A 20,489-nucleotide genomic window follows, 5' to 3' on the forward strand; every position below is an offset into this window, starting at 1 on the left:
ACCAGTTGCTCACCGCCGCCGATTACCAGAACCTGATCGTCGCCTACCGCAACGGCGCGCCGGTGCGGCTGCGCGAGATCGCGAAGGCGGTGCAGGGCGCCGAGAACGTCAAGCTTGGCGCGTGGGCCACCGTCGGCGGCCAGCTCAAGCCCGCGATCGTGCTCAACGTGCAGCGCCAGCCGGGCGCGAACGTGATTTCCACGGTGGATGCGATCAAGAAGCGCCTGCCCGAACTCACCGCAGGACTGCCGGCCGGCGTGAACGTCGAGCTCCTGAGCGACCGCACGACCGGCATCCGCGCCTCGGTCAAGCACGTGCAGATGGAACTGGTGCTGGCCGTGGTGCTGGTCGTGCTGGTGATCTTCGCCTTCCTGCACAGCCCGCGCGCCACCCTGATCGCGAGCCTGGCGGTGCCGATCTCGCTGGTCGGCACGCTCGGGGTGATGTACCTGCTGGGCTACAGCCTCAACAACCTGAGCCTGATGGCGCTGACCATCGCGACCGGCTTCGTGGTGGACGACGCCATCGTGATGATCGAGAACATCGCCCGCCACATCGAGAACGGCGAGGCGCCGATGCAGGCCGCGCTGCGGGGGGCCAGCGAGATCGGCTTCACCATCATTTCGCTGACGGTGTCGCTGGTCGCCGTGCTCATTCCGCTGCTGTTCATGGGCGACGTCGTCGGCCGGCTGTTCCGCGAGTTCGCCGTGACCCTGGCGATCACCATCCTGATCTCGGCGGTCGTGTCGCTGACGCTGGTGCCGATGATGTCCGGGCGCTGGCTCGGCGCCCACCCCGGCGGCGAGGGCGGCTGGGGCGGGCGCCTGCAGCGCCGCTTCGACCGCCTGATCGCCGGCTACGACCGGTGGCTGGGCTGGGTGCTGCTGCGCGAGCGGCTGACGCTGCTGGTCGCGTTCGCCACCCTGGTGCTGACGGTGCTGCTGTACGTCTGGATGCCCAAGGGGCTGTTCCCGACCCAGGACACCGGGCAGCTGCAGGCGCGCCTGGAGGCCCCGCAGTCGGTGTCGTACACGCGCATGGCGGCCATGCAGCAGGAGGTGGCGCGGCGGCTGATGGAGGATCCGGACGTCGCCACCGTGGCCAGCTTCGTCGGCGTCGACGCGGCCAACAACACGATGCTGCACACCGGACGGCTGCTGATCAACCTGAAGCCGGGCCACGGCAACCAGCAGCGACTGATGGACCGGCTGCGCCAGCGCGCGCAGCAGGTCGCGGGCAGCACGCTCTACCTGCAGCCGACGCAGGACCTCACCATCGACGCCGAGTCCGGCCCGACGCAGTACCGCGTCTCGCTGGAGGGCGCCGACACGGCCCAGGTGACCGAATGGGCGACCCGGCTCGCGGCCCGGCTGCGCGGCGTGCCGCAGCTGCGCCACGCGACCACCGACGCCGACGCGGCCGGCGCCGCCGTCTACGTGGACATCGACCGCGACACCGCCGCGCGGCTGAACATCTCGCCGGCCAGCATCGACGAGGCGCTGTACAGCGCCTTCGGGCAGCGCATCGTCTCGACCATCTTCACCGAGACCAACCAGTACCGCGTGATCCTGGAGGCGCGGCCCGACGCGGCCGCCACGCCGGCGTCGCTGGGCATGGTGCAGCTGCGCACCGGCTCGGGCGAACCCACGCCGCTGTCCGCGGTGGCCAGCATCGTGGAGCGGCGCGCGCCGCTGCAGATCACGCACGTGGCGCAGTACCCGGCGACCACGATCGGCTTCGACACCGCCCCCGGCGTGTCGCTGGGCCGTGCCGTGGAGGCGGTGCGGGCGGCGGCGCAGGAGATCAAGCTGCCGCGCGCGGTGACCATGACCTTCCTGGGCGCGGCCGGCGCCTACGAATCGTCGCTGACCAACCAGCTGTGGCTGATCGTCGCGGCGGTGGTGTGCGTCTACATCGTGCTGGGCGTGCTGTACGAGAGCTACATCCACCCGCTGACGATCCTGTCCACGCTGCCGTCGGCCGGCGTCGGCGCGCTGCTGGCGCTGCTGCTCACGGGCAACGACCTGGGCGTGATCGGGATCATCGGCATCATCCTGCTGATCGGCATCGTCAAGAAGAACGCGATCATGATGATCGACTTCGCCATCGACGCCGAGCGCCGGCAGGGCAAGGCGCCGCGCGAGGCGATCCGGCAGGCCGCGCTGCTGCGCTTCCGGCCGATCCTGATGACGACGCTGGCCGCGCTGTTCGCCGCCGTGCCGCTGATGCTGGGCTGGGGCGAGGGCGCCGAGCTGCGCCGCCCGCTGGGCATCGCGATCTTCGGCGGGCTGGTGCTGAGCCAGCTGCTGACGCTGTTCACGACGCCGGTGATCTACCTGGGCTTCGACCGCCTGGGCCGGCGCTGGGGGCGGCGTCCCGTGCTTGCACCGGAGGCCACGCGATGAATGCAGGACCCAACAGCCGAACGCAGAGGGCGCAGAAACTCGCAGAGGACGCATGAACCTCTCCGCCCCCTTCGTCCGGCGCCCCGTCGCCACCGTGCTGCTGACGATCTGGCTGGCGCTGGCCGGCATCGCCGCCTTCTTCGTGCTGCCGGTCGCGCCGCTGCCGCAGGTCGACTTCCCGGTGATCAGCGTGAACGCCAGCATCCCCGGCGCCAGCCCCGAGACCATGGCCAGCAGCGTCGCCACGCCGCTGGAGCGGCGGCTGGGCGTGATCGCCGGGGTCAACGAAGTCACCTCCAGCAGCAGCAACGGCTCGACCCGCGTGACGCTGCAGTTCGACCTCAATCGCAAGATCGACGCCGCGGCGCGCGAAGTGCAGGCCGCGATCAATGCGTCGCGGGCCGACCTGCCGTCCACGCTGCGCAGCAATCCGACCTATCGCAAGGTCAATCCGTCGGCGGCCCCGGTGGTGATCCTGGCGCTGACCTCGCCGACCCGCTCGGCCGGGCAGATCTACGACGCCGTCTCCAACATCGTCCAGCAAAAGGTCGCCCAGGTGCAGGGCGTCGGCGACGTCGAGCTCGGCGGCGGCTCGCTGCCGGCGGTGCGGGTCGAGATGCTGCCGTTCGCGCTGTCCAGGTGGGGCGTCAGCACCGAAGACGTGCGGGCGGCGCTGCAGGCGAGCAACCCGACCCGGCCCAAGGGCACGATCGAGGGCGCCGGCCGGCAGCTGCAGATCTACACCGGCACCCGCGGCGATGCCAGCGGCCGGCCCACCGCCAAGGACTACCGCGGGCTGGTGGTCGCCTGGCGCGACGGCGCGGCGATTCGGCTGGCCGACATCGCCGAGGTCAGCGACAGCGTCGAGAACGTCAACACCCTGGGTCTGTTCAACGGCAGTCCGGCCGTCATCGTGCTGGTCACGCTGCAGCCGGGCGCCAACGCGATCGCGACGGTGGACGCCGTGCGCAACCTGTTGCCGGAGCTGCAGGAGCAGCTGCCGCCGGACATCCGGCTGCAGGTGGCGACCGACCGCACCACCTCCATCCGCCATTCGCTGCACGAGGTGGAGCTCACGCTGGTGATCGCCGTGGCGCTGGTGGTGCTGGTGGTCAGCGCCTTCCTGCGCAGCGTGCGCGCCACCATCATTCCCGCGGTCGCCACCGTGGTCTCGCTGCTGGGCACCTTCGGCGTGATGTACCTGCTGGGCTTTTCCCTCAACAACGTGAGCCTGATGGCGCTCACGGTGGCCACCGGCTTCGTCGTCGACGACGCCATCGTGGTGCTGGAAAACACGTCCCGCCACATCGAAGCCGGCGTGGACCGGTTCCGCGCCGCGCTGCTCGGCGCGCGCGAGGTCGGCTTCACCGTGCTGTCGATCAGCCTGTCGCTGGTGGCGGTCTTCATCCCGCTGCTGTTCATGGGCGGCCAGGTCGGCCGGATGTTCCGCGAATTCGCCGTCACGCTGTCGGCCGCGGTGCTGATCTCGCTGGTGATCTCGCTGACCACCACGCCGATGATGTGCGCCTGGCTGCTGCCGCGCGACGCGCACCAGCGGCCGCCGGGCCGCGTCTCGCGCTGGTTCGAGCGCAGCTTCGCCTGGATGCAGCGCGGCTACGCGCACTCGCTGGACTGGGCGCTGCACGCCCAGTGGCTGGTGCTGCTGATCTTCCTGGCGGTGGTGGGCCTGAACGTCTACCTGTTCGCCATGGCGCCCAAGGGCTTCTTCCCGCAGCAGGACACCGGCCAGATCCAGGGCGGGCTGCGCGCCGACCAGAGCATCTCGTTCCAGGCGATGCAGGAGAAGCTGCGCCAGCTGCAGGACATCATCCGGGCCGATCCGGCGGTGGACACGGTGGTCGGATTCACCGGCGGCGGCCGCGCCGGCGGCGGCTTCATGTTCATCAACCTCAAGCCCGACCGGGGCGAGCGCGGGCAGGCGGTGCTGACCCGGCTGCGCCCGAAGCTGGCCCGGGTCACCGGGGTCACGCTGTTCCTCAATCCGGTCCAGGACGTGCGCATGGGCGGCCGCCAGAGCAACTCCACCTACCAGTACACCTTGAAGAGCGACAACGTGGCCGACCTGCGCGCCTGGGCCACCCGGCTGGCCGAAGCGATGAAGCGCCAGCCGGCGCTGGTGGACGTCGACACCGACCAGCAGGAAAACGGCGTCGAGGCGTACGTGGAGGTGGACAAGGACACGGCGGCGCGGCTGGGCATCAGCGCCCGCGACATCGACAACGCCCTCTACAACGCCTTCGGCCAGCGCCAGGTGGCCACCGTCTACGAGGAGCTGAACCAGTACCGCGTGATCCTCGGGGTGGCGCCGCAGTACATTCGCAGCCCGCAGGCGCTGCGCGACATCTTCGTGCCGGCGCGGGCCGCGGCGGGCGGCAGCACCCTCGCCCAGGGCAGCGCCGGCAACGGCGCCGCGGCTTCCACCGGCACTTCGGGTAGCGCCACGGCGGCGACCACGCCGCTGAACCCGTCGCTGCGCGACCAGGCCACCGGCCAGGCCGTCAGCGGCCGCGCCGCGACCATGGTGCCGCTGTCGGCGGTGGCGCGCTTCTCGGAGCGGCCGTCCCCCGGGTCGGTGTCGCACCAGGACGCCGAGCTGGCCACCACCGTGTCGTACAACCTGGCCGAGGGCTCCAAGCTCGCCGACGGCCAGGCGGCGGTGCGCCAGGCCGAAGCCGACATCGGCATGCCGATCAACGTGCGCGGCAGCTTCCAGGGCACGGCGCGCGCGGCGCAGGAGTCGCAGCAGCAGCAGCCGATGCTGATCCTGGCGGCGCTGATCGTGATCTACATCGTGCTGGGGGTCCTGTACGAGAGCCTGGTCCATCCGGTCACGGTGCTGTCGACGCTGCCCTCCGCCGGCGTCGGCGCGGTGCTGGCGCTGCTGCTGTTCGGCATGGAGCTGTCGATCATCGCGCTGATCGGCCTGTTCCTGCTGATCGGCATCGTCAAGAAGAACGCGATCCTGATCATCGACTTCGCCCTCGACGCCGAGCGCTCGCGCGGCCTGTCGCCCTACGCCGCGGTGCGCGAAGCCTCGCTGCTGCGCTTCCGCCCGATCCTGATGACGACGCTGGCGGCCGGCCTGGGCGCCTTGCCGCTGGCGATCGGCTTCGGCGAGGGCGCCGAACTGCGCCGGCCGCTGGGCATCACCATCATCGGCGGGCTGATCGCCAGCCAGGTGATCACGCTGCTGACGACGCCGGTGATCTACCTGCTGCTGGACAAGCTGCGGCGGCGCAGCCCGCTCGAGCGCCACCTCGGCCGCCACGGCGACCCGGCGGCCCACACGGCCTGAACATGAAGATGCGTCTTTCGATCCGATTCCGCCCCGCCGCGCTGGCCGTGACCGTGGCCCTGGCGCTGGCCGGCTGCGCCGTCGGCCCGCGCTACCAGGTCCCCGCCGTCGACACGCCGGTCGCTTTCAAGGAAGGCCGCGGCGCCTGGGTGGCCGGCGCGCCGGCCGACCTGCTCGAGCGCGGCCCCTGGTGGGAACTGTTCCAGGACCCGGTGTTGAACGGGCTCGCCGCGCAGGTGGAGGTCTCCAACCAGAACGTCGCCGCGGCCGTGGCCCGCTATGCGCAGGCGCGCGCGCTGGTGGCCGAGCAGCGCGCTTCGCTGTTCCCGCTGGTCAGCCTGAACGGCGGCGCCGACCGCAGCGGCGGCGGCGGCAAGACGCCGACCCGCAGCAGCTACCAGGTCGGCATCGGCGGCAACTGGGAGCCGGACGTCTGGGGCCGCCTGCAGCGTGGGGTGGAAAGCGCCCGCGCCGGCGAGCAGGCGAGTGCCGCCGACCTGCAGGCGGCCAGGCTGTCGGCGCAGGGCGAGCTGGCGGTGGACTATTTCAACCTGCGCGAGCTGGACGCCGCCCGGGCGCTGCAGGCGCAGACCATCGCCGGCTACGAGCGCACGCTGCGCATCACGCAAAACCGCTACGACGCCGGCATCGCCGCGCGCACCGACGTGCTGCAGGCGCAGACGCAGCTGGCCAATGCCCGGGCCGAGCAGCTCGGACTGGAGCGGCAACGCGCCGCGCTGGAGCACGCGATCGCGGTGCTGGTGGGCCAGGCGCCGGCCGGCTTCGCGCTGGCGCCGCGGCCGGCGTGGGCCGGCACGGTGCCGGAGGTGCCGGTCGACGTGCCGTCGACGCTGTTGCAGCGCCGCCCCGACATCGCCGCGGCCGAGCGGCGCGTGGCGCAGGCCAACGCGGAGATCGGCATCGCGCAGTCGGCGCTGTTCCCGAGCTTCCGCCTGTCCGGCTCGCTGGGCGCCGGCGCCGCCAGCATCGGCGACCTGTTCAGCGCGTCGGCGCTGGCCTGGTCGCTCGGCGCGTCGCTGGCGCAGACGCTGTTCGATGCCGGCGCGCGCAGTGCCCGGGTGGAGAGCGCCCGCGCCGGCCTGCAGGAGGCGGCGGCGCGCTACCGCCAGACCGCGCTCGATGCGTTCCGCGACGTGGAGGACCAGCTCGTCGCCGCCAGCGTGCTGCAGCAGCAGCTGGCGCTGCGCGAGCAGGCGGCGCAGGCCGCCAACCTGGTGGAGCAGCAGGTGCTCAATCGCTACCAGGCGGGGCAGGTGGGATTCACCGAGGTCGTGCAGGCGCAGGTCACAGCACATAGTGCCAGACGCGCTGTGGCGCAGGCGCTCGCGGACCGTCAGGTCGCGGCGGTGGCGCTGATCCAGGCGCTGGGGGGCGGCTGGCGGGGCTTGTGAGGCGGGCCCCCGCCGGCTCGTCGCGTGCCGCCGGCGAAGGCGCGTTCATTGCGCCGGCGCTCCCATGGTCGCCGTGGCCGCTGCTGCCGAGGCCGCCAGCGGCTTCATCTTGAAGTACGACGAGCCGCTGTCCTCGGCGGTCAGCGCGCTCACTTCGCGCCGGCCGGCGACGTAGTCGGCCCTGACCTCGGCCGGCGTCAGCGGACCCTTCAGCTGGTACGAATCCTTCTGCAGCGCCCATTCGGTGCGCGCCAGGGCCGGCTGGGCCAGCAGTTCGCCGCGCACGTCGGTCCGGGTGCGTGCACTCACGAACGGTGTGGTGTCGACGGTGATGTCGTCGGCGATCGCGGTGCGGGGCAGGACGAGGGCGGCGGTGGCGGCAACGCTGGCCGCGGCGACGGCGGTGAACGAGAGGGCGGCTGCGAGGTTGCGGGTCATGGTGTTCTCCTTGGACGGCTGGCAATGGGCACGTGCGGTGTCCGTCTCCGGCGTGTGCCGCCTTCCGCGGGCGGCCGCGCCGGCTGTCTGCTTCGGGCTCCGGGCCCCGAAGTCGTGCCGATCGTGCGCGCCGCATCGGCGCTTGCCTATCCCGCGTTTAGGCGACGGCTGCCTGCCGCTGCGGGAGGTCGACGCACACCTGCACGCCGGGGTGGCGGTCGGCGACCTGCAGCCGGGCGCCGACCCGGTGCGCGCGGGCGCGCATGTTGGCCAACCCGTGCCCGGCGGCGGCGTCGCCGTCCGGCAGTCCCCGGCCGTTGTCGGCGATCTCGATGCGGATCGCCTCCCGCCGGGCGCGCAGCCCGATCTCGACCCGGTCGGCGCCCGCGTGTTTGAGCACGTTGGTCAGCGCCTCCTGGACGATGCGCAGCAATTGCAGGGTGACGTGCGCGCCGATCTCCACCCGCTCGTCCTCGCTTTCGAGCTTCCAGTCGGAAGCGACGCCGCAGCCGTCGAGCACCTGCTGCCAGCGGAACCGGAAATTGCCCCAGGCCTCCAGGAAGTCGTTGCCGTCCGGGCTCATGGCCTCCAGCGTCAGTCGCATGTCGGCGATGCAGTCGCGCAGCGCCTGCACCAGCTCGGCCGACGAGATCCGTCCCCCTTCGGCGCGCGAGAGCGCCACGAACAGCTGCGACCCCAGCCCGTCGTGCAGGTCGCGCATGATCTGCTGGCGCTCCTGGATCGCGGCGTGCTGGCGCTCCAGCCGCCGCAGCCGCTCGTAGTTGGCGGCCATGGCCCGCTCGCTTTCGGCGACCCGCGCCTCCAGCGTGCAATTGAGCTGCTCGATCGCCTGCAGCGTGCCGACCAGCCGTACCGCGAGCACCACGCCCATGGCCACCAGCAGCAGGTCGGCCGCGTAGTGCAGCAGGAAGATGCGGTGCGCCGCCCAGCGCGGCGCCAGCGCCTGCATCACCGGCGTCGCGGAGGCGAGCAGGTAGTCGTGGAAGCCGGCGAGCACCGCCACGCCGAGCGCCGCGCTCAGGACGATCAGCTGCGGCGTGCGCTGGCGCCAGGCGGCCATGACGGCGATCACCAGCAGCGCCAGGCCGATCGGCAGCAGTCCGCCGGCCCATACGGTGCTGATCAGCAGCTCGTTGCCGCCGGAGGCGATGTAGCCGAGCGGCCCCAGCGCCCAGTACCCCAGCAGGAACCACCGGAGCCGCCCGGCGTGCATGCCGGCCAGCTGCATCGCGAACAGCAGCATCGTGATGGCGAAGCCGCCGGTGGCCGCGTGGTACAGCGTGCGCCAGGCATGCCAGCTGGCCGGCGGCAGCACCTCGACGACGAAGGTCAGGGTGCGCAGGCCCCAGAGCAGGGCCGAGGCGCCGAACAGGCCGTACAGCGCTTCCTCCGGCCGCCGCCACCAGATGAACAGTCCGAGCAGGCCCACCACCGTGCAGGCCGCCACGGTGAGTTGCGACATGGTGCGCACCCAGAACAGCCGGTTCTCGTAGTGGCCGAGCAGCTCGAAGGTGGGGCCGAGCGTCGGCACCGGCAGCCGGAGGCTGGCGCGCGGCGTGGCGGCTACGCGCAGCAGCAGCTCGTTGCGGCCGGGCCGCAGGACGGCCGGCGGGATCGGCACCAGGTGCGGCCGCTCCCAGCGCACCAGGTCGTCCGGACCCGACTCCCGGATGCGCGCGAGCGGCTGGCCGTTGAGGACCAGCCGGCCGCCGTTGTAGAAGTACGGCAGGTAGAGCGACCAGGCATCGGCCGGCGTCTGGTCCAGGTCGAACGCGAGGCGGAACCAGGCCACCGGCGCGGGCGTGGCGGTCGGCAGCTGGATCGGCTGCCAAGCGGCCCCGGCCGGTGGCGGCTCGATGCTGTCGGCGAACAGCACCCAAGCCTGGCTCGGCTGGTCGGGGGTCGCGCTCGCCGCGGTGGACAGCGCCGACAGTGCCAGCAGCAGGGCCAGCCAGACCTTACAGCAGGCCCATCTGGTTGGCTTCATACACCGCCTCGCCTCGCGAATGCACAGCCAGCTTCTGGTAGACGCGCTTGACGTGCGTGACCACCGTGTGCGACGAGATGGACAACGCGGCGCTCACCTCCTTGAAGCTCAGTCCCTTGGCCACCAGCCGCAGGATTTCGGTTTCGCGCTCGGACAGCGGGGACGGCGGGGGGGCTGCCGCCGGGGGCACGGCCGGCGTGTCCGGCTGCGGCGCCCGCTGCGGCGGCTGGAAGCTCTGCAGCACGCGGCGCGCGATCGCCGGGCTGATCGGCGAGCCGCCGGCATGCACCTGCATGATCGCGTCCGCGATGTCGCGCGGCAGCGCGTCCTTCAGCAGGTAACCGGTGGCGCCGGCGCGGATGCAGTCGACCACGTGGCCGTCGTCGCCGAACATGGTGACGACGATCACGTCACGCGCCGGGTGGCCGGCCTTGGCGTGTTCGATCACCTGCACGCCCTGGCCGTCCGGCAGGCCCAGGTCGGCCAGCACCACGTCCGGCGCCAGCGAGTCCAGCAGGGCGCAGGCTTCCGCCACCGTGCCGGCGGCGCCGGACAGGCGCAGTGCGGGCTCCGCCGAGACCGCGTCGCAAAAGCGCTGGCGGAACACCGGTTCGTCCTCCACCACCAGCACCTTGATGCCGGGCTGGGGGGCGGGGTGGCTCGACGGGATGGCTTGGGCCGTCATGGCGTTGCATGCAGTCGGAAGAACTTGTTGTTGCACACACTCTAGCCGCGCCGCAGGCTCAGCAGGCCGCATTATTTTGTGGTGGCCGACCGCGCGGGGCGCCAGCTTGTGCAAGGTCTGAAACGGCTTGATTCGGGTCCAGCGGACGCACCGGCCGCGGGCTACTGTGGCCCCATGGACGTCCGTTTTCCGGTGCTGGTGTTGGCGGCGATGGCGCTGGCGGCGCAGGCCGGAACCGTGACCCAGACCAGCACGGTGCGGGGCGTCACCGTCGCCGCCACCGCCGGCAATCTCAGCGCCGAGGCCACGGTGTGGGACTTCGCCGTGGTGCTCGATTCGCGCGACCGCGAACTGCCCGACGACGTGGTGGCCAACGCGGTCCTGGTCGACGCCAGCGGCCACCAGCAGAAGGCGATCCTGTGGGAAGGCGCGCCGCTCGAAGGCCGGCACCGCGCGGGCGTGCTCAAGTTCATCGCCGTGACGCCGCGGCCCGACTGGGTGGAACTGCGCATCACCCGCCCGGGCGAGGACCGCCCGCGCCGGTTCAGCTGGCTGCTGCCGGGCCGGCTGGTCGCCTGGCGCTGAGCTTCAGTCCTGGCGCTGGCCCAGCAGCGCCAGCATGCCGCCTTCCAGCGCTTCCATCCGGCCCGCCAGGCGCGGCGCCGAGTCCTTGCAGATCTTCATGTACTGCTGGAAGGTGCCGAGCAGGGTGGCGCGATCCGGGTGGTTGAGCAGCAGCGTCGCGAGGGCGGCCTGCAGCACCTGCACCTGCGCCGTGAGCGCCAGCTGGTTCTCCATCAGGCCGTTGATGTTCTGGCCGTGCAGTTCGACGGTCTGCTCGAGTTGGGTGGAATCCATGGCGCCTCGCTTTCGTGTCCGTCACTGTAGACGCATTGCCGGCCGCCGGAGCGCGGCCGGCGCCTTCAGCGGCTGGCGCCGGGCGGCGGCGTCTTGGGCCGGTAATCGCAGTACCGCGCCACCGCGCACTCCCAGCACCTGGGGCTGCGGGCGACGCAGACGTAGCGCCCATGCAGGATCAGCCAGTGGTGGGCGTCGGCCAGGTAGGCCTTGGGGACGCGCCGCATCAGCTGGTCCTCGACCTCGCGCGGGTTCTTGCCCGGCGCCAGCCCGGTGCGGTTGGCGACGCGGAAGATGTGGGTGTCCACCGCCATGGTCTCCTCGCCGAAGGCGACGTTCAGCACCACGTTGGCGGTCTTGCGGCCGACGCCGGGCAGCGATTCCAGCTCCTCGCGGGTGCGCGGCACCTTGCCGCCGTGCCGCTCCTGCAGCATGCGGCAGGTTTCCAGCAGGTGCCTGGCCTTGCTGCGGTACAGGCCGATGGTCTTGATCGATTCCTCCAGCCCCTCCTGTCCCAGCGCCAGGATGGCGCGCGGCGTGTTGGCGCGCGGGAACAGCCGGCGCGTGGCCTTGTTCACGCCGGCATCGGTGGCCTGCGCCGACAGCAGCACCGCCACCAGCAGTTCGAAGGGGGTGGTGAATTCGAGTTCGGTGGTCGGCAGCGGGTTGGCCGCCCGCAGCGTGGCGAAGAAGGGTTCGACCTGGTCGTCTCTCATGGGCGGGAGTGTAGGGGCAGGGTCGAATCGGGCAGCCGGCCAGCGGCCGCAGCCAAGGCGCCGTCGCCCCCTGCGGCGATAATCGCAGGCTCTCCAGGCGAGGATTCCATGAAATTGCTCCACAGCTTCCTGCTGGCCGCCGCGCTGCTGACCGGCACGCTGGCGCAGGCCCAGACCTATCCCAACCGGCCGATCCGCCTCGTGGTGCCGTTCCCGGCCGGCGGCGCGACCGACATCTTTGCCCGCGCCGTGTCCCAGCGCCTGGGCGAGAAGCTGGGCACCACGGTGGTCGTCGACAACAAGCCCGGAGCCGGCGGCGCGATCGGCTCCGACCTGGCCGCCAAGGCCGCGCCCGACGGCTACACGCTGCTGCTGGCCACCAGCAGCACGCACAGCATCGCCCCCAGCCTGGGCGCCAAGCTGCCGTACGACCCGGTCGCCGATTTCACGCCGATCGCCCATGTCGGCAACGCGCCGAGCATCATGCTGGTGCCCAACACGTCGCCGGCCAGGACCGTGAAGGAGTGGATCGACTATGCCCGCAAGAACCCGGGCAAGCTCAATTACGCCAGCAGCGGCAACGGCACCATCGTCCACCTCACGGCCGAGTACTTCAAGGCGCAGACCGGCACCTTCCTGGTCCACATCCCGTACAAGGGCACGGCGCTGGCGATCCCCGACCTGATCAGCGGCAAGATCGACGTGCTGTTCGACTCGCTGCCCAGCGGCCTGCCGCACGTCAAGCAGGGCCGGCTGCGCGCCCTGGGCATCACCTCGGTCAAGCGCTCGCCGCTGCTACCCGAACTGCCGCCGATCTCCGACACCGTGCCGGGCTACGAGTCGGTCACCTGGTTCGGCGTGTACGGCCCCAAGGGGCTGCCCGCGGACCTGGTCGCCAAGGTCAACGCCGGCCTGAACCAGGCCCTGCGCGAAGCCGACGTGAAGGACCGCCTGGCGCAGCTGGGCATCGAGCCGGCCGGCGGCACGCCGCAGCAGTTCGCCGCCATGACCAACGCCGATCGCGCCAAGTGGAAGAAGATCATCACCGAGCGCAAGATCACGCCCGAATGAGCGCCGGCGCGCCGCCCGGCCGGACCTGATCCGGCCGCCCCGAGCCCGCCGCGACCACGCCACGACCCATCAACAGCATGAACTTCGACTTCCACAATCCCTACCCCAGCGTGCGGCTGCCCGTGTTCGCGCGCAATGCCGTGTCCACCTCGCATCCGCTGGCGGCCCAGGCCGGCCTGCGCATGCTGTGGAAGGGCGGCAACGCCGTCGACGCGGCGATCGCCTGCGCCGCCGCGATGACCATCTGCGAGCCGGTGAGCAACGGCCTGGGCAGCGATGCCTTCGCGATCCTGTGGGACGGCAAGGAACTGCACGGGCTCAATTCGTCGGGCCATGCGCCGGCCAGCTGGACGGTCGAGGCCTTCCGCAAGAAGTACGGCGACGACGCCAGGACGCCGCCCAAGCGCGGCTTCGACGCGGCCACGGTGCCGGGCGCCGTCGGCGCCTGGGTGGCGCTGTCCGAGCGCTTCGGCAAGCTGCCGTTCGCCGACCTGCTGGAGCCGGCGATCGAGATCGCCGAGCGCGGCTACCTGCTGCCGATCGTCGTGCAGCAGAAGTGGGCCGCCGCCACGCCCGAACTGGGCCGCCTGCCCGGCTTCGCGGAGTCGTTCCTGCCCTGGGGCCGGGCGCCCCGGGGCGGCGAGCTGTTCCAGTTCAAGGCCGCCGCCCGGGGGCTGCGCCGGATCGCGGACAGCAAGGGCCAGGCGTTCTACGGCGGCGAGATCGCGCAGGCGGTGGAGAAGTTCGCCGCGGCCAACGGCGGCAGCATCACGGCGCGGGACTTCGCCGCGTTCAAGCCCGAGTGGGTGAAGCCGATCGGCAAGGAATACCGCGGCTACACGCTGCACGAGATCCCGCCCAACGGCCAGGGCATCGCGGCCCTGATGGCGCTGGGGATCCTGAAGCACTTCGACGTGGCCGGCCTGGCGGTCGACGGCGCCGATTCGCAGCACCTGCAGGTCGAGGCGATGAAGCTCGCCTTCGCCGACGTGTACCGCTACGTTTCCGATCCGCGCACCATGGAAGTGACGCCCGAGCAGATGCTGGACGACGGCTACCTGGCCAGCCGCGCCAGGCTGATCGACATGAAGCGGGCCCAGGATTTCGGCGCCGGCAACCCGGTCAAGGGCGGCACCATCTACCTCACGGCGGCCGACGAGAGCGGCATGATGGTCAGCTTCATCCAGAGCAACTACATGGGCTTCGGCTCGGGCTGCGTGGAGCCGACGTTCGGCATCAGCCTGCAGAACCGCGGCCACGGTTTCTCGCTGCTGCCCGGACCGAACCAGCTCGCGCCCGGCAAGCGGCCGTTCCACACCATCATCCCGGCCTTCCTGACCCGGGACGGCCAGCCGGTCATGAGCTTCGGCGTGATGGGCGGCAACATGCAGCCGCAGGGCCACATGCAGACTGTCGTGCGGATGCTGGACTACGGGCAGGCGCCGCAGGTGGCGTGCGACGCGCCGCGCTGGCGCTTCAACAAGGGCCTGGAGATCAACGTCGAGCAGCAGATGAACGCGGCGACCGTGCAGGCCCTGCAGGACCGCGGCCACCAGGTCGAGGTGATCAACGACAGCTACCAGGACTTCGGGGCGGGCCAGTTCATCTGGCGCGCCGGCGAGCCGAAGGTCGAGGGCTATCTGTGCGCCAGCGACCCGCGCCGCGACGGGCTGGTGGCGGGCTTCTGATCGAACGCACCGCCGCCCTCGAGGGGGACGGCAAGACACCGGCGCCGCCATGCTCATGCGTTGACGGCCCGCGGGCGGGCGTGCCAAAATGCATCTGCTCCGGGGTGCACGCGACCAGCGTGCTGAGACTACACCCGCGAACTTGATCCGGTTCACACCGGCGGAAGAAGAGCCTCTCGCCTGGCCGGCCCGTCACCGCGCCAGGTCTGCCTTCGGAGCACCTGACCAAGGTCGCGAAGGAGCCCCCGTATGAAGTCATCAGCGAAGCCAGCCGTCCGGGCGGTCGCGGCGCATGCCCGCGCGCGCGCCGGGAGCGCGCGATGAACACCATCGCCAGGACGCTGCGCTATCCGCGCGTGCTCTCGATCGCCGGCTCCGACAGCGGCGGCGGCGCGGGCATCCAGGCCGACCTGAAGACCTTCGCCGCGCTTGGCTGCTACGGCATGACCGCGATCACCGCGCTGACGGCGCAGAACACCACGGGCGTGCGTTCGATCCACGCCGTGCCGCTGCCGATGCTCATCGACCAGATCGATGCGGTGGTGGAGGACATCGGCGTCGACGCCGTGAAGATCGGCATGCTGCACTCGGCCGACACGGTGCGCACCGTCGCCGCCGCGATCGACCGCCACCGCCTGCCGCGGGTCGTGCTCGACCCGGTGATGATCGCCACCAGCGGCGCCGTGCTGATCGACGAGGAGGCGGTCGCGGTGCTGGTGCGCGAGCTGTTTCCCAAGGCGAGCGTGATCACGCCCAACCTCGACGAGGCGGCGCTGCTGGTGCGGCGCCGCCTCGACACCGAGGACGACATGGAACGCGCGGCCCGGGAGCTGCTGGAGATGGGCGCCCCGGCGGTGCTGCTCAAGGGCGGACACCTGGCCGGCGACACCGTCAGCGACCTGCTGCTGGCGCGCGGCGAGCCGCCGCTGCGGCTGCGGGCGCCGCGCATCCGCAGCGCCAACACGCACGGCACGGGCTGCACGCTGTCCAGCGCGATCGCCGCCCACCTGGCGCTCGGCAGCGCCTTGCCCGAGGCGGTGCAGCGGGCGCGCGACTACGTGCGCGGCGCGTTGGCGGCCGGCGCCGCGGTGCGCACCGGCGCGGGCAGTGGTCCCCTCGATCACGGCTACGCGCCGCAGCCGACGCGGCAGCTGCCGCTGGCCTGACAGCCCATGGACGCATCGCCCACCGCCGCGCCCAGCGCCGCCGCCGAGATCGTCGCGGCGCTGCTGGCCTTCATCGCCCAGGACGGCTGCAGCGACGAGGCCTTCGACGCGCTGGCGCTGCGGCTGTTCGGCTACCAGTACGCCAACAACAAGCCGTTCCGGCGCTTCTGCCAGGGCCGCGGCGCGACGCCGCGCCAGGTGCGCGGCTGGCGCGACATCCCGGCGGTGCCGATCAACGGCTTCAAGGATCTCACGCTCAGCTGCCAGCCGCCGGCCAGCTGCGAGCGCGTGTTCATGACCAGCGGCACGACCCGGGGCGACGTCAAGGGGCGCAATCACCACCCGACGCTGGCCGTGTGGAACGCCTCGTTCCACGGCAACTTCGCCCGCCGCTTCATGCGCGGCGTGCCGCGCATCCGCATGGGCATCCTCTTTCCCGACGAGTCGGCGCTGCCCAATTCGTCGCTGGCCCATTACCTGCAGTACGCGGTGCAGGAGTTCGGCGCGCCCGGCTCGCGGCACTTCATCGGGCCGCAGGGGCTCGACACCGCCGCGGTGGGCGAGGCCCTGGCCGGCGCGGAACGCACCGGCGAGCCCTGCGCGCTGCTGGGCGCCAGCTACAGCTTCGTGCACCTCATGGACGAACTGCAGGCGCAGGGCCGGTCGTTCCGCCTGCCGCCCGGCAGCCGCATCCTGGACACCGGCGGCTACAAGAAGCAGTCGCGCCAGCTCGATTTCCAGGAGTTCTACGACGCGCTGGCGCGGACCTTCGGCGTGCCGCGCGAGCAGTGCATCAACATGTACGGGATGACCGAGCTGAGTTCGCAGTTCTACGACGACGGCAACGCCGTGGTGCCGTCGGTGAAGTCCGGTCCGCACTGGATCCGCTCGCGCATCGTGGACCCGCTCACCGGGCGCGACGTGCCGCCGGGCGAGCGCGGGATCCTGGTGCACTGCGACCTGGCCAACTTCAATTCGGTCACCACCATCCTCACCGAGGACGTCGGCGTCGCCCGCGGCGCCGGCTTCCTGCTGCTCGGGCGCGCGGAAGGCGCGCAGGCCAAGGGCTGCTCGCTCGCGGTGGAGGAATTCATCCAGGCCGCCCGCGCATGACGCCCGAACGGGTCGCGGCCGGCCACCTGCCCGGACTCGCCGCGGCGGACGTGCAGTGGCACACGCTGGCGTTCGGCGCCGGCGGCGCGCGGGTCGAAGTCGACGTGCCGGTGCTCACCGGCGGGCAGATGCAGGCGCTGGCGCGCCGGGTCAAGGCGGCCAGCCGCGAGCACCTGCAGCCGCTCGCCGTCTCGCGGATCGTGCAGATCGTCGACGCGGCGATCGCCCGGCTGCTCGACCCGCGCGATCCCTATCGGCGGCAGGCCGAGCGGCTGCTGCCGGCGATCACCGGCTACGACGCCGAGATGGTGCGGCTGGGCCTGTCGTCCTATCTGCAGACGTTCCGGGCGCCGCAACTGCATCGCTTCGTCGCCGAGGACTTCGCCAACCCGAAGGTCCTCGACGAATTCCAGCCGGCGGCCAAGGGCGGCGCCGTTCGCGCCTTCGGCCCCGAGCTGCTGGTGCACAGCTGGGCCGGCAACGTGCCGGCGCTGCCCGTGTGGAGCCTGGTCTGCGGGCTGCTGGTGAAGGCCGGCAACATCGGCAAGCTGCCCAGCGCCGAACCGCTGTTCGCGAGCCTGTTCGCGCGGCTGCTGGCCGAAGTGCATCCGCCGCTGGCCGAATGCCTGGCCATCGTGTGGTGGCAGGGCGGCGACCGGGCGGCCTCCGACGCGCTGTTCGCGCAGGCCGACACCGTGCTGGCCTATGGGGGCAACCGGGCCATCGAGCAGGTCCGCCAGCAGCTGCCGGTGACGACGCGCTTCCTGCCCTACGGCCACAAGCTCGGCTTCGGGCTGATCGGGCGGGCGGCGCTCGACTCGCAACGCGCCGCCGCGACGGCCCGCCTGGCGGCGCACGACGTCGTCCGCTACGAGCAGCAGGGCTGCTATTCGCCGCACCTGTTCTACGTGGAGCGCGGCGGCCGGGTGAGCCCGCGCGAGTTCGCCCAGTACCTGGCCAGCGAACTGGCCAATCTGCAGCGGCGCTACCCGCGCCGGGCGCTGGCGCTGGAGGACGCGGCCGCGCTCGCCGGCTGGCGCCAGGCCAGCGAATTGCGCACCCTCGCCGCCGGCGGCGGCGAACTGCTCGGCGCCGGCGACGTCGCCTGGGCCGTGGCCTATGCCGACGCGCCGCAGCCGCTGGCGCCGACGGCCGGCCACCGCAGCATCCAGGTCGTGGCGATCGACCGGCTCGACGACGCCGTGGCGCTGGTGGCGCCGCACGCCTCCTTTCTCCAGACCGCCGGCATCGCGGCCGAGCCGGCGGAGCTGTTCCGGCTGTCGGCGCTGCTGGGCCGCGCCGGGGTCACGCGCGTCGCGGCCGTCGGTTCGATGACGGCGCCCGAAGCCGGCTGGCACCACGACGGGCGCTTCAACCTGCTGGACCTGGTGCGCATGGTGGAGATCGAGCAGTCCGCCGAGCGCGCCGCCGACCGCCTGGCGCCGTATGCGCAGGAGGGCGGGGCGTGAGCTTTCTTTCCATGCGGCAGGTGGGCTACACCTTCCCGGGCTGGCCGCCGGTGGTGCAGGCCGTCGACTGGGAGGTGGGCGAGGGCGAGTTCCACTGCCTGGTCGGCCGCAGCGGCTGCGGCAAGACCACCTTGCTCAAGCTCGCGGCCGGCCTGCTGCGCCCCGACACCGGCGAGATCGCCTTGCAGGGCGCGCCGCTCACGGCGCCCGGCCCGCAGCTGGGCTTCGTGTTCCAGGCGCCGACCCTGCTGGAATGGCATCGGGTGCTGGACAACGTGCTGCTGCCGGTGTCGCTGCGGCAGCGGCCGACGCCGCGGGACCTCGAACGCGCGCATCGCCTCCTCGACCAGCTGGGCCTGGCCAGCCACCAACGCCACTACCCGCGGCAGCTGTCCGGCGGCCAGCAGAGCCGGGTGGCGCTGGCGCGGGCGCTGATGCTCGAGCCGGCGCTGCTGCTGCTGGACGAGCCGTTCGCGGCGCTGGATGCGATCACGCGCGAGGAGCTGCAGGACGACCTGCTGCACATGGCCCGCGAGCGCCGCACGACGGTGCTGTTCGTGACGCACGACATCGCCGAGGCGGTCTACCTGGGCGATCGGGTCGCCGTGATGGACGGCGGCCGCATCGTCGAGCAGGTGCGGGTCGAGCTGCCGCGGCCGCGCAACGCCGCCGCCCGCACCAGCGAAGCCTTCGTCCGGCACTGCGCCCGGGTGCGGGCGGCGATGCACATGGACGCGGTGGCGGCATGAACGGCACCAGCCCGCGCCTGCGCCTGGGATCGCTCGCGCTCCTGCTGGCGCTGCTGCTCGCCTGGGAAGGCGCGTCGCGCTTCCTCGGCCTGTCGGCGCTGGTGCTGCCGGCGCCGTCGCTGGTGTACCGCTCGCTCGCCAACGGCATCGCCAGCGGCTACTTCTGGCCGCACCTGCGCGCCACCGGCATGGAGCTGGCGCTCGGCCTGCTGAGCGGCTGCGTGATCGGCTTCCTGGCCGGCGTCGCGATGGCCGAGTCGAGGCTGCTGCGCGGCCTGCTGATGCCCTACGTCGTGGTGAGCCAGGTCATTCCCAAGCTGGCGCTGATGCCGCTGTTCATCGTCTGGTTCGGCTTCGGCATGACCTCCACCGTGGTGATCACGGCGCTGATCTGCTTCTTTCCGCTGATGGAGAACACGCTCACCGGCCTGCGGCAGGTGGCGCCCGAGCGCATCGAGCTGTTCCGCATGCTCGGCGCCACGCGGGCGCAGACGCTGTGGCGGCTGAAGCTGCCGTCCGGCCTGCCCGGCATCCTCGCCGGCCTGCGGGTCGCCGTCGTCCTCGCCCTGATCGGCGCGGTGGTCGGCGAATTCATCGGCACCAGCCAGGGCCTGGGGGCGCTGGTCATCGCCGCGCAGGGAATGATGGACACGCCGCTGATGTTCGCCGTGTTCGTGCTGATCGCCATCCTCGGCATGCTGGTCTACGAGGCCGCGCTGGCCCTGGAACGCTGGCTGCTGCGCCCTTACACCCAACTCTCCTGAAACGGACCCCGCCATGAACCAAGCCACCCGTCGCACCATGCTCGCCGCCGGCGCCGCCCTCGTCGCCCTGCCTGCCGCCTCCTGGGCCCAGGGCGCGGCCCGGCTGGACAAGGTCACCGTCGCCGGCTGGAGCAAGGCGATCACCGAAGTCATGCCGCTGCTGGTGGAGCCGGACAAGGGCTTCTACCAGGCCAACGGCATCGAGCTGGCGTACGTGCCGGGCGCCGGCGGCGGCGACTCGATCCGCAACATCCTGAGCGGACAGGCCGACGTCGCCTTCACCGATCCGGGCTCGTTCTTCTCGGCGCTGGACAAGGGCGAGAAGCTGCGCGCGATCTACGACATCTATCCGCAGAACGTGTTCAACGTGGTGTCGCTCGCCAGGAACAACATCCGCAAGCCGGCCGACCTCAAGGGCAAGAAGATCGGCGTCTACAGCCTGGCGAGCGGCACGCGCCAGGGCCTGCAGGTGCTGCTGCATTCGGCCGGCCTGACCGAGGCCGACGTGACGGTGGTCGTCACCGGCCTGCTCAATTTCGCGCCGCTGATGCAGGGGCAGGTCGACGCGACCGCCGCCACCGACACGGGCCTGCTGATCGGCCGCCGCCGCGGCCTGCCGGACGTGAACGTG

General features: G+C 71.8%; 17 protein-coding genes and 1 riboswitch. Of the genes, 12 read left to right on the top strand and 5 right to left on the bottom strand.

All coding sequences use genetic code 11. The features are described 5' to 3' along the window. The 3 genes from VNT59_RS20235 to VNT59_RS20245 form a co-directional block, all read left to right on the top strand. On the top strand, nucleotides 1-2,405 hold a 2,405-nt coding region (locus tag VNT59_RS20235; RefSeq protein WP_325501489.1), incomplete at its 5' end, for an efflux RND transporter permease subunit. Nucleotides 2,406-2,457: 52 nt separating this feature from the next. Then, nucleotides 2,458-5,721: an efflux RND transporter permease subunit gene (locus VNT59_RS20240; protein WP_325501491.1), complete on the top strand. Its 3,264-nt coding sequence runs from the start codon at nucleotides 2,458-2,460 to the stop codon at nucleotides 5,719-5,721. A 2-nt stretch (nucleotides 5,722-5,723) separates the two neighbouring features. After that, nucleotides 5,724-7,133: an efflux transporter outer membrane subunit gene (locus tag VNT59_RS20245; RefSeq protein ID WP_325501493.1), complete on the top strand. Its 1,410-nt coding sequence runs from the start codon at nucleotides 5,724-5,726 to the stop codon at nucleotides 7,131-7,133. Between the two features lie 45 nt (nucleotides 7,134-7,178). Here VNT59_RS20245 and VNT59_RS20250 read toward each other — a convergent pair whose 3' ends face one another. The 3 genes from VNT59_RS20250 to VNT59_RS20260 form a co-directional block, all read right to left on the bottom strand. Next, a complete protein-coding gene (locus tag VNT59_RS20250) occupies nucleotides 7,179-7,571 on the bottom strand; it encodes a hypothetical protein (RefSeq protein WP_325501495.1) in 393 nt (130 codons plus the stop codon). A gap of 157 nt (nucleotides 7,572-7,728) precedes the next feature. Then, a complete protein-coding gene (locus tag VNT59_RS20255; protein ID WP_325501497.1) occupies nucleotides 7,729-9,579 on the bottom strand; it encodes a sensor histidine kinase in 1,851 nt (616 codons plus the stop codon). Next, nucleotides 9,551-10,264 carry a response regulator transcription factor gene (locus tag VNT59_RS20260; RefSeq protein WP_325501499.1) on the bottom strand — a complete coding sequence of 238 codons (714 nt, stop codon included), beginning with the start codon at nucleotides 10,262-10,264 and terminating at the stop codon, nucleotides 9,551-9,553. The genes VNT59_RS20255 and VNT59_RS20260 overlap by 29 nt, the downstream gene beginning before the upstream one ends. 174 nt (nucleotides 10,265-10,438) lie before the next feature. Between VNT59_RS20260 and VNT59_RS20265 the strand changes: the two genes are divergently transcribed. Next, a complete protein-coding gene (locus VNT59_RS20265; RefSeq protein ID WP_325501501.1) occupies nucleotides 10,439-10,849 on the top strand; it encodes a hypothetical protein in 411 nt (136 codons plus the stop codon). A 3-nt stretch (nucleotides 10,850-10,852) separates the two neighbouring features. Here VNT59_RS20265 and VNT59_RS20270 read toward each other — a convergent pair whose 3' ends face one another. Continuing rightward, a complete protein-coding gene (locus VNT59_RS20270) occupies nucleotides 10,853-11,122 on the bottom strand; it encodes a hypothetical protein (RefSeq protein WP_325501502.1) in 270 nt (89 codons plus the stop codon). A gap of 65 nt (nucleotides 11,123-11,187) precedes the next feature. Then, entirely contained in the window at nucleotides 11,188-11,838 is a 651-nt protein-coding gene (gene nth / locus VNT59_RS20275; protein WP_325501504.1) for an endonuclease III, read from the bottom strand. Between the two features lie 108 nt (nucleotides 11,839-11,946). Between nth and VNT59_RS20280 the strand changes: the two genes are divergently transcribed. The 8 genes from VNT59_RS20280 to VNT59_RS20315 all read left to right on the top strand — a co-directional run. After that, the gene (locus tag VNT59_RS20280) at nucleotides 11,947-12,909 is read left to right on the top strand and encodes a tripartite tricarboxylate transporter substrate binding protein (protein WP_325501506.1); all 963 of its coding nucleotides are present in this window, start codon (nucleotides 11,947-11,949) and stop codon (nucleotides 12,907-12,909) included. Between the two features lie 77 nt (nucleotides 12,910-12,986). Beyond that, on the top strand, nucleotides 12,987-14,597 hold the full coding sequence (locus VNT59_RS20285; protein WP_325501508.1) for a gamma-glutamyltransferase family protein: 1,611 nt from the start codon (nucleotides 12,987-12,989) through the stop codon (nucleotides 14,595-14,597). Between the two features lie 90 nt (nucleotides 14,598-14,687). After that, a riboswitch (TPP riboswitch) is annotated at nucleotides 14,688-14,783 on the top strand. A 134-nt stretch (nucleotides 14,784-14,917) separates the two neighbouring features. Further along, nucleotides 14,918-15,763, top strand: a complete 846-nt coding sequence (gene thiD, locus VNT59_RS20290; protein WP_325501510.1) for a bifunctional hydroxymethylpyrimidine kinase/phosphomethylpyrimidine kinase — start codon at nucleotides 14,918-14,920, stop codon at nucleotides 15,761-15,763. A gap of 6 nt (nucleotides 15,764-15,769) precedes the next feature. Next, on the top strand, nucleotides 15,770-16,876 hold the full coding sequence (locus VNT59_RS20295; protein ID WP_325501512.1) for a long-chain fatty acid--CoA ligase: 1,107 nt from the start codon (nucleotides 15,770-15,772) through the stop codon (nucleotides 16,874-16,876). Then, entirely contained in the window at nucleotides 16,873-18,345 is a 1,473-nt protein-coding gene (locus VNT59_RS20300) for an acyl-CoA reductase (protein WP_325501514.1), read from the top strand. The genes VNT59_RS20295 and VNT59_RS20300 overlap by 4 nt, the downstream gene beginning before the upstream one ends. A gap of 11 nt (nucleotides 18,346-18,356) precedes the next feature. Further along, complete coding sequence (locus VNT59_RS20305) at nucleotides 18,357-19,094, top strand: ABC transporter ATP-binding protein (protein ID WP_325501520.1); 738 nt, start codon at nucleotides 18,357-18,359, stop codon at nucleotides 19,092-19,094. Next, nucleotides 19,091-19,858: an ABC transporter permease gene (locus tag VNT59_RS20310; protein WP_325501516.1), complete on the top strand. Its 768-nt coding sequence runs from the start codon at nucleotides 19,091-19,093 to the stop codon at nucleotides 19,856-19,858. The genes VNT59_RS20305 and VNT59_RS20310 overlap by 4 nt, the downstream gene beginning before the upstream one ends. A 13-nt stretch (nucleotides 19,859-19,871) precedes the next feature. Continuing rightward, the coding region (locus VNT59_RS20315) for an ABC transporter substrate-binding protein (RefSeq protein WP_325501518.1) at nucleotides 19,872-20,489 on the top strand (618 nt) is incomplete at its 3' end.

The sequence above is a fragment of the Ramlibacter sp. genome, from assembly GCF_035554825.1.
Classification (GTDB): Bacteria; Pseudomonadota; Gammaproteobacteria; order Burkholderiales; family Burkholderiaceae_C; genus Ramlibacter.

Excerpts from the sequence above, each read along its gene's own strand:
- VNT59_RS20310 (WP_325501516.1), top strand. The coding sequence starts at position 19,091 with ATGAACGGCACCAGCCCGCGCCTGCGCCTGGGATCGCTCGCGCTCCTG.
- VNT59_RS20295 (WP_325501512.1), top strand. The coding sequence starts at position 15,770 with ATGGACGCATCGCCCACCGCCGCGCCCAGCGCCGCCGCCGAGATCGTC.
- VNT59_RS20305 (WP_325501520.1), top strand. The coding sequence starts at position 18,357 with ATGCGGCAGGTGGGCTACACCTTCCCGGGCTGGCCGCCGGTGGTGCAG.
- VNT59_RS20260 (WP_325501499.1), bottom strand. The coding sequence starts at position 10,264 with ATGACGGCCCAAGCCATCCCGTCGAGCCACCCCGCCCCCCAGCCCGGC.
- VNT59_RS20245 (WP_325501493.1), top strand. The coding sequence starts at position 5,724 with ATGAAGATGCGTCTTTCGATCCGATTCCGCCCCGCCGCGCTGGCCGTG.
- VNT59_RS20250 (WP_325501495.1), bottom strand. The coding sequence starts at position 7,571 with ATGACCCGCAACCTCGCAGCCGCCCTCTCGTTCACCGCCGTCGCCGCG.
- VNT59_RS20255 (WP_325501497.1), bottom strand. The coding sequence starts at position 9,579 with ATGAAGCCAACCAGATGGGCCTGCTGTAAGGTCTGGCTGGCCCTGCTG.
- VNT59_RS20280 (WP_325501506.1), top strand. The coding sequence starts at position 11,947 with ATGAAATTGCTCCACAGCTTCCTGCTGGCCGCCGCGCTGCTGACCGGC.
- VNT59_RS20270 (WP_325501502.1), bottom strand. The coding sequence starts at position 11,122 with ATGGATTCCACCCAACTCGAGCAGACCGTCGAACTGCACGGCCAGAAC.
- VNT59_RS20240 (WP_325501491.1), top strand. The coding sequence starts at position 2,458 with ATGAACCTCTCCGCCCCCTTCGTCCGGCGCCCCGTCGCCACCGTGCTG.
- thiD (WP_325501510.1), top strand. The coding sequence starts at position 14,918 with ATGAACACCATCGCCAGGACGCTGCGCTATCCGCGCGTGCTCTCGATC.
- VNT59_RS20265 (WP_325501501.1), top strand. The coding sequence starts at position 10,439 with ATGGACGTCCGTTTTCCGGTGCTGGTGTTGGCGGCGATGGCGCTGGCG.
- nth (WP_325501504.1), bottom strand. The coding sequence starts at position 11,838 with ATGAGAGACGACCAGGTCGAACCCTTCTTCGCCACGCTGCGGGCGGCC.
- VNT59_RS20300 (WP_325501514.1), top strand. The coding sequence starts at position 16,873 with ATGACGCCCGAACGGGTCGCGGCCGGCCACCTGCCCGGACTCGCCGCG.
- VNT59_RS20285 (WP_325501508.1), top strand. The coding sequence starts at position 12,987 with ATGAACTTCGACTTCCACAATCCCTACCCCAGCGTGCGGCTGCCCGTG.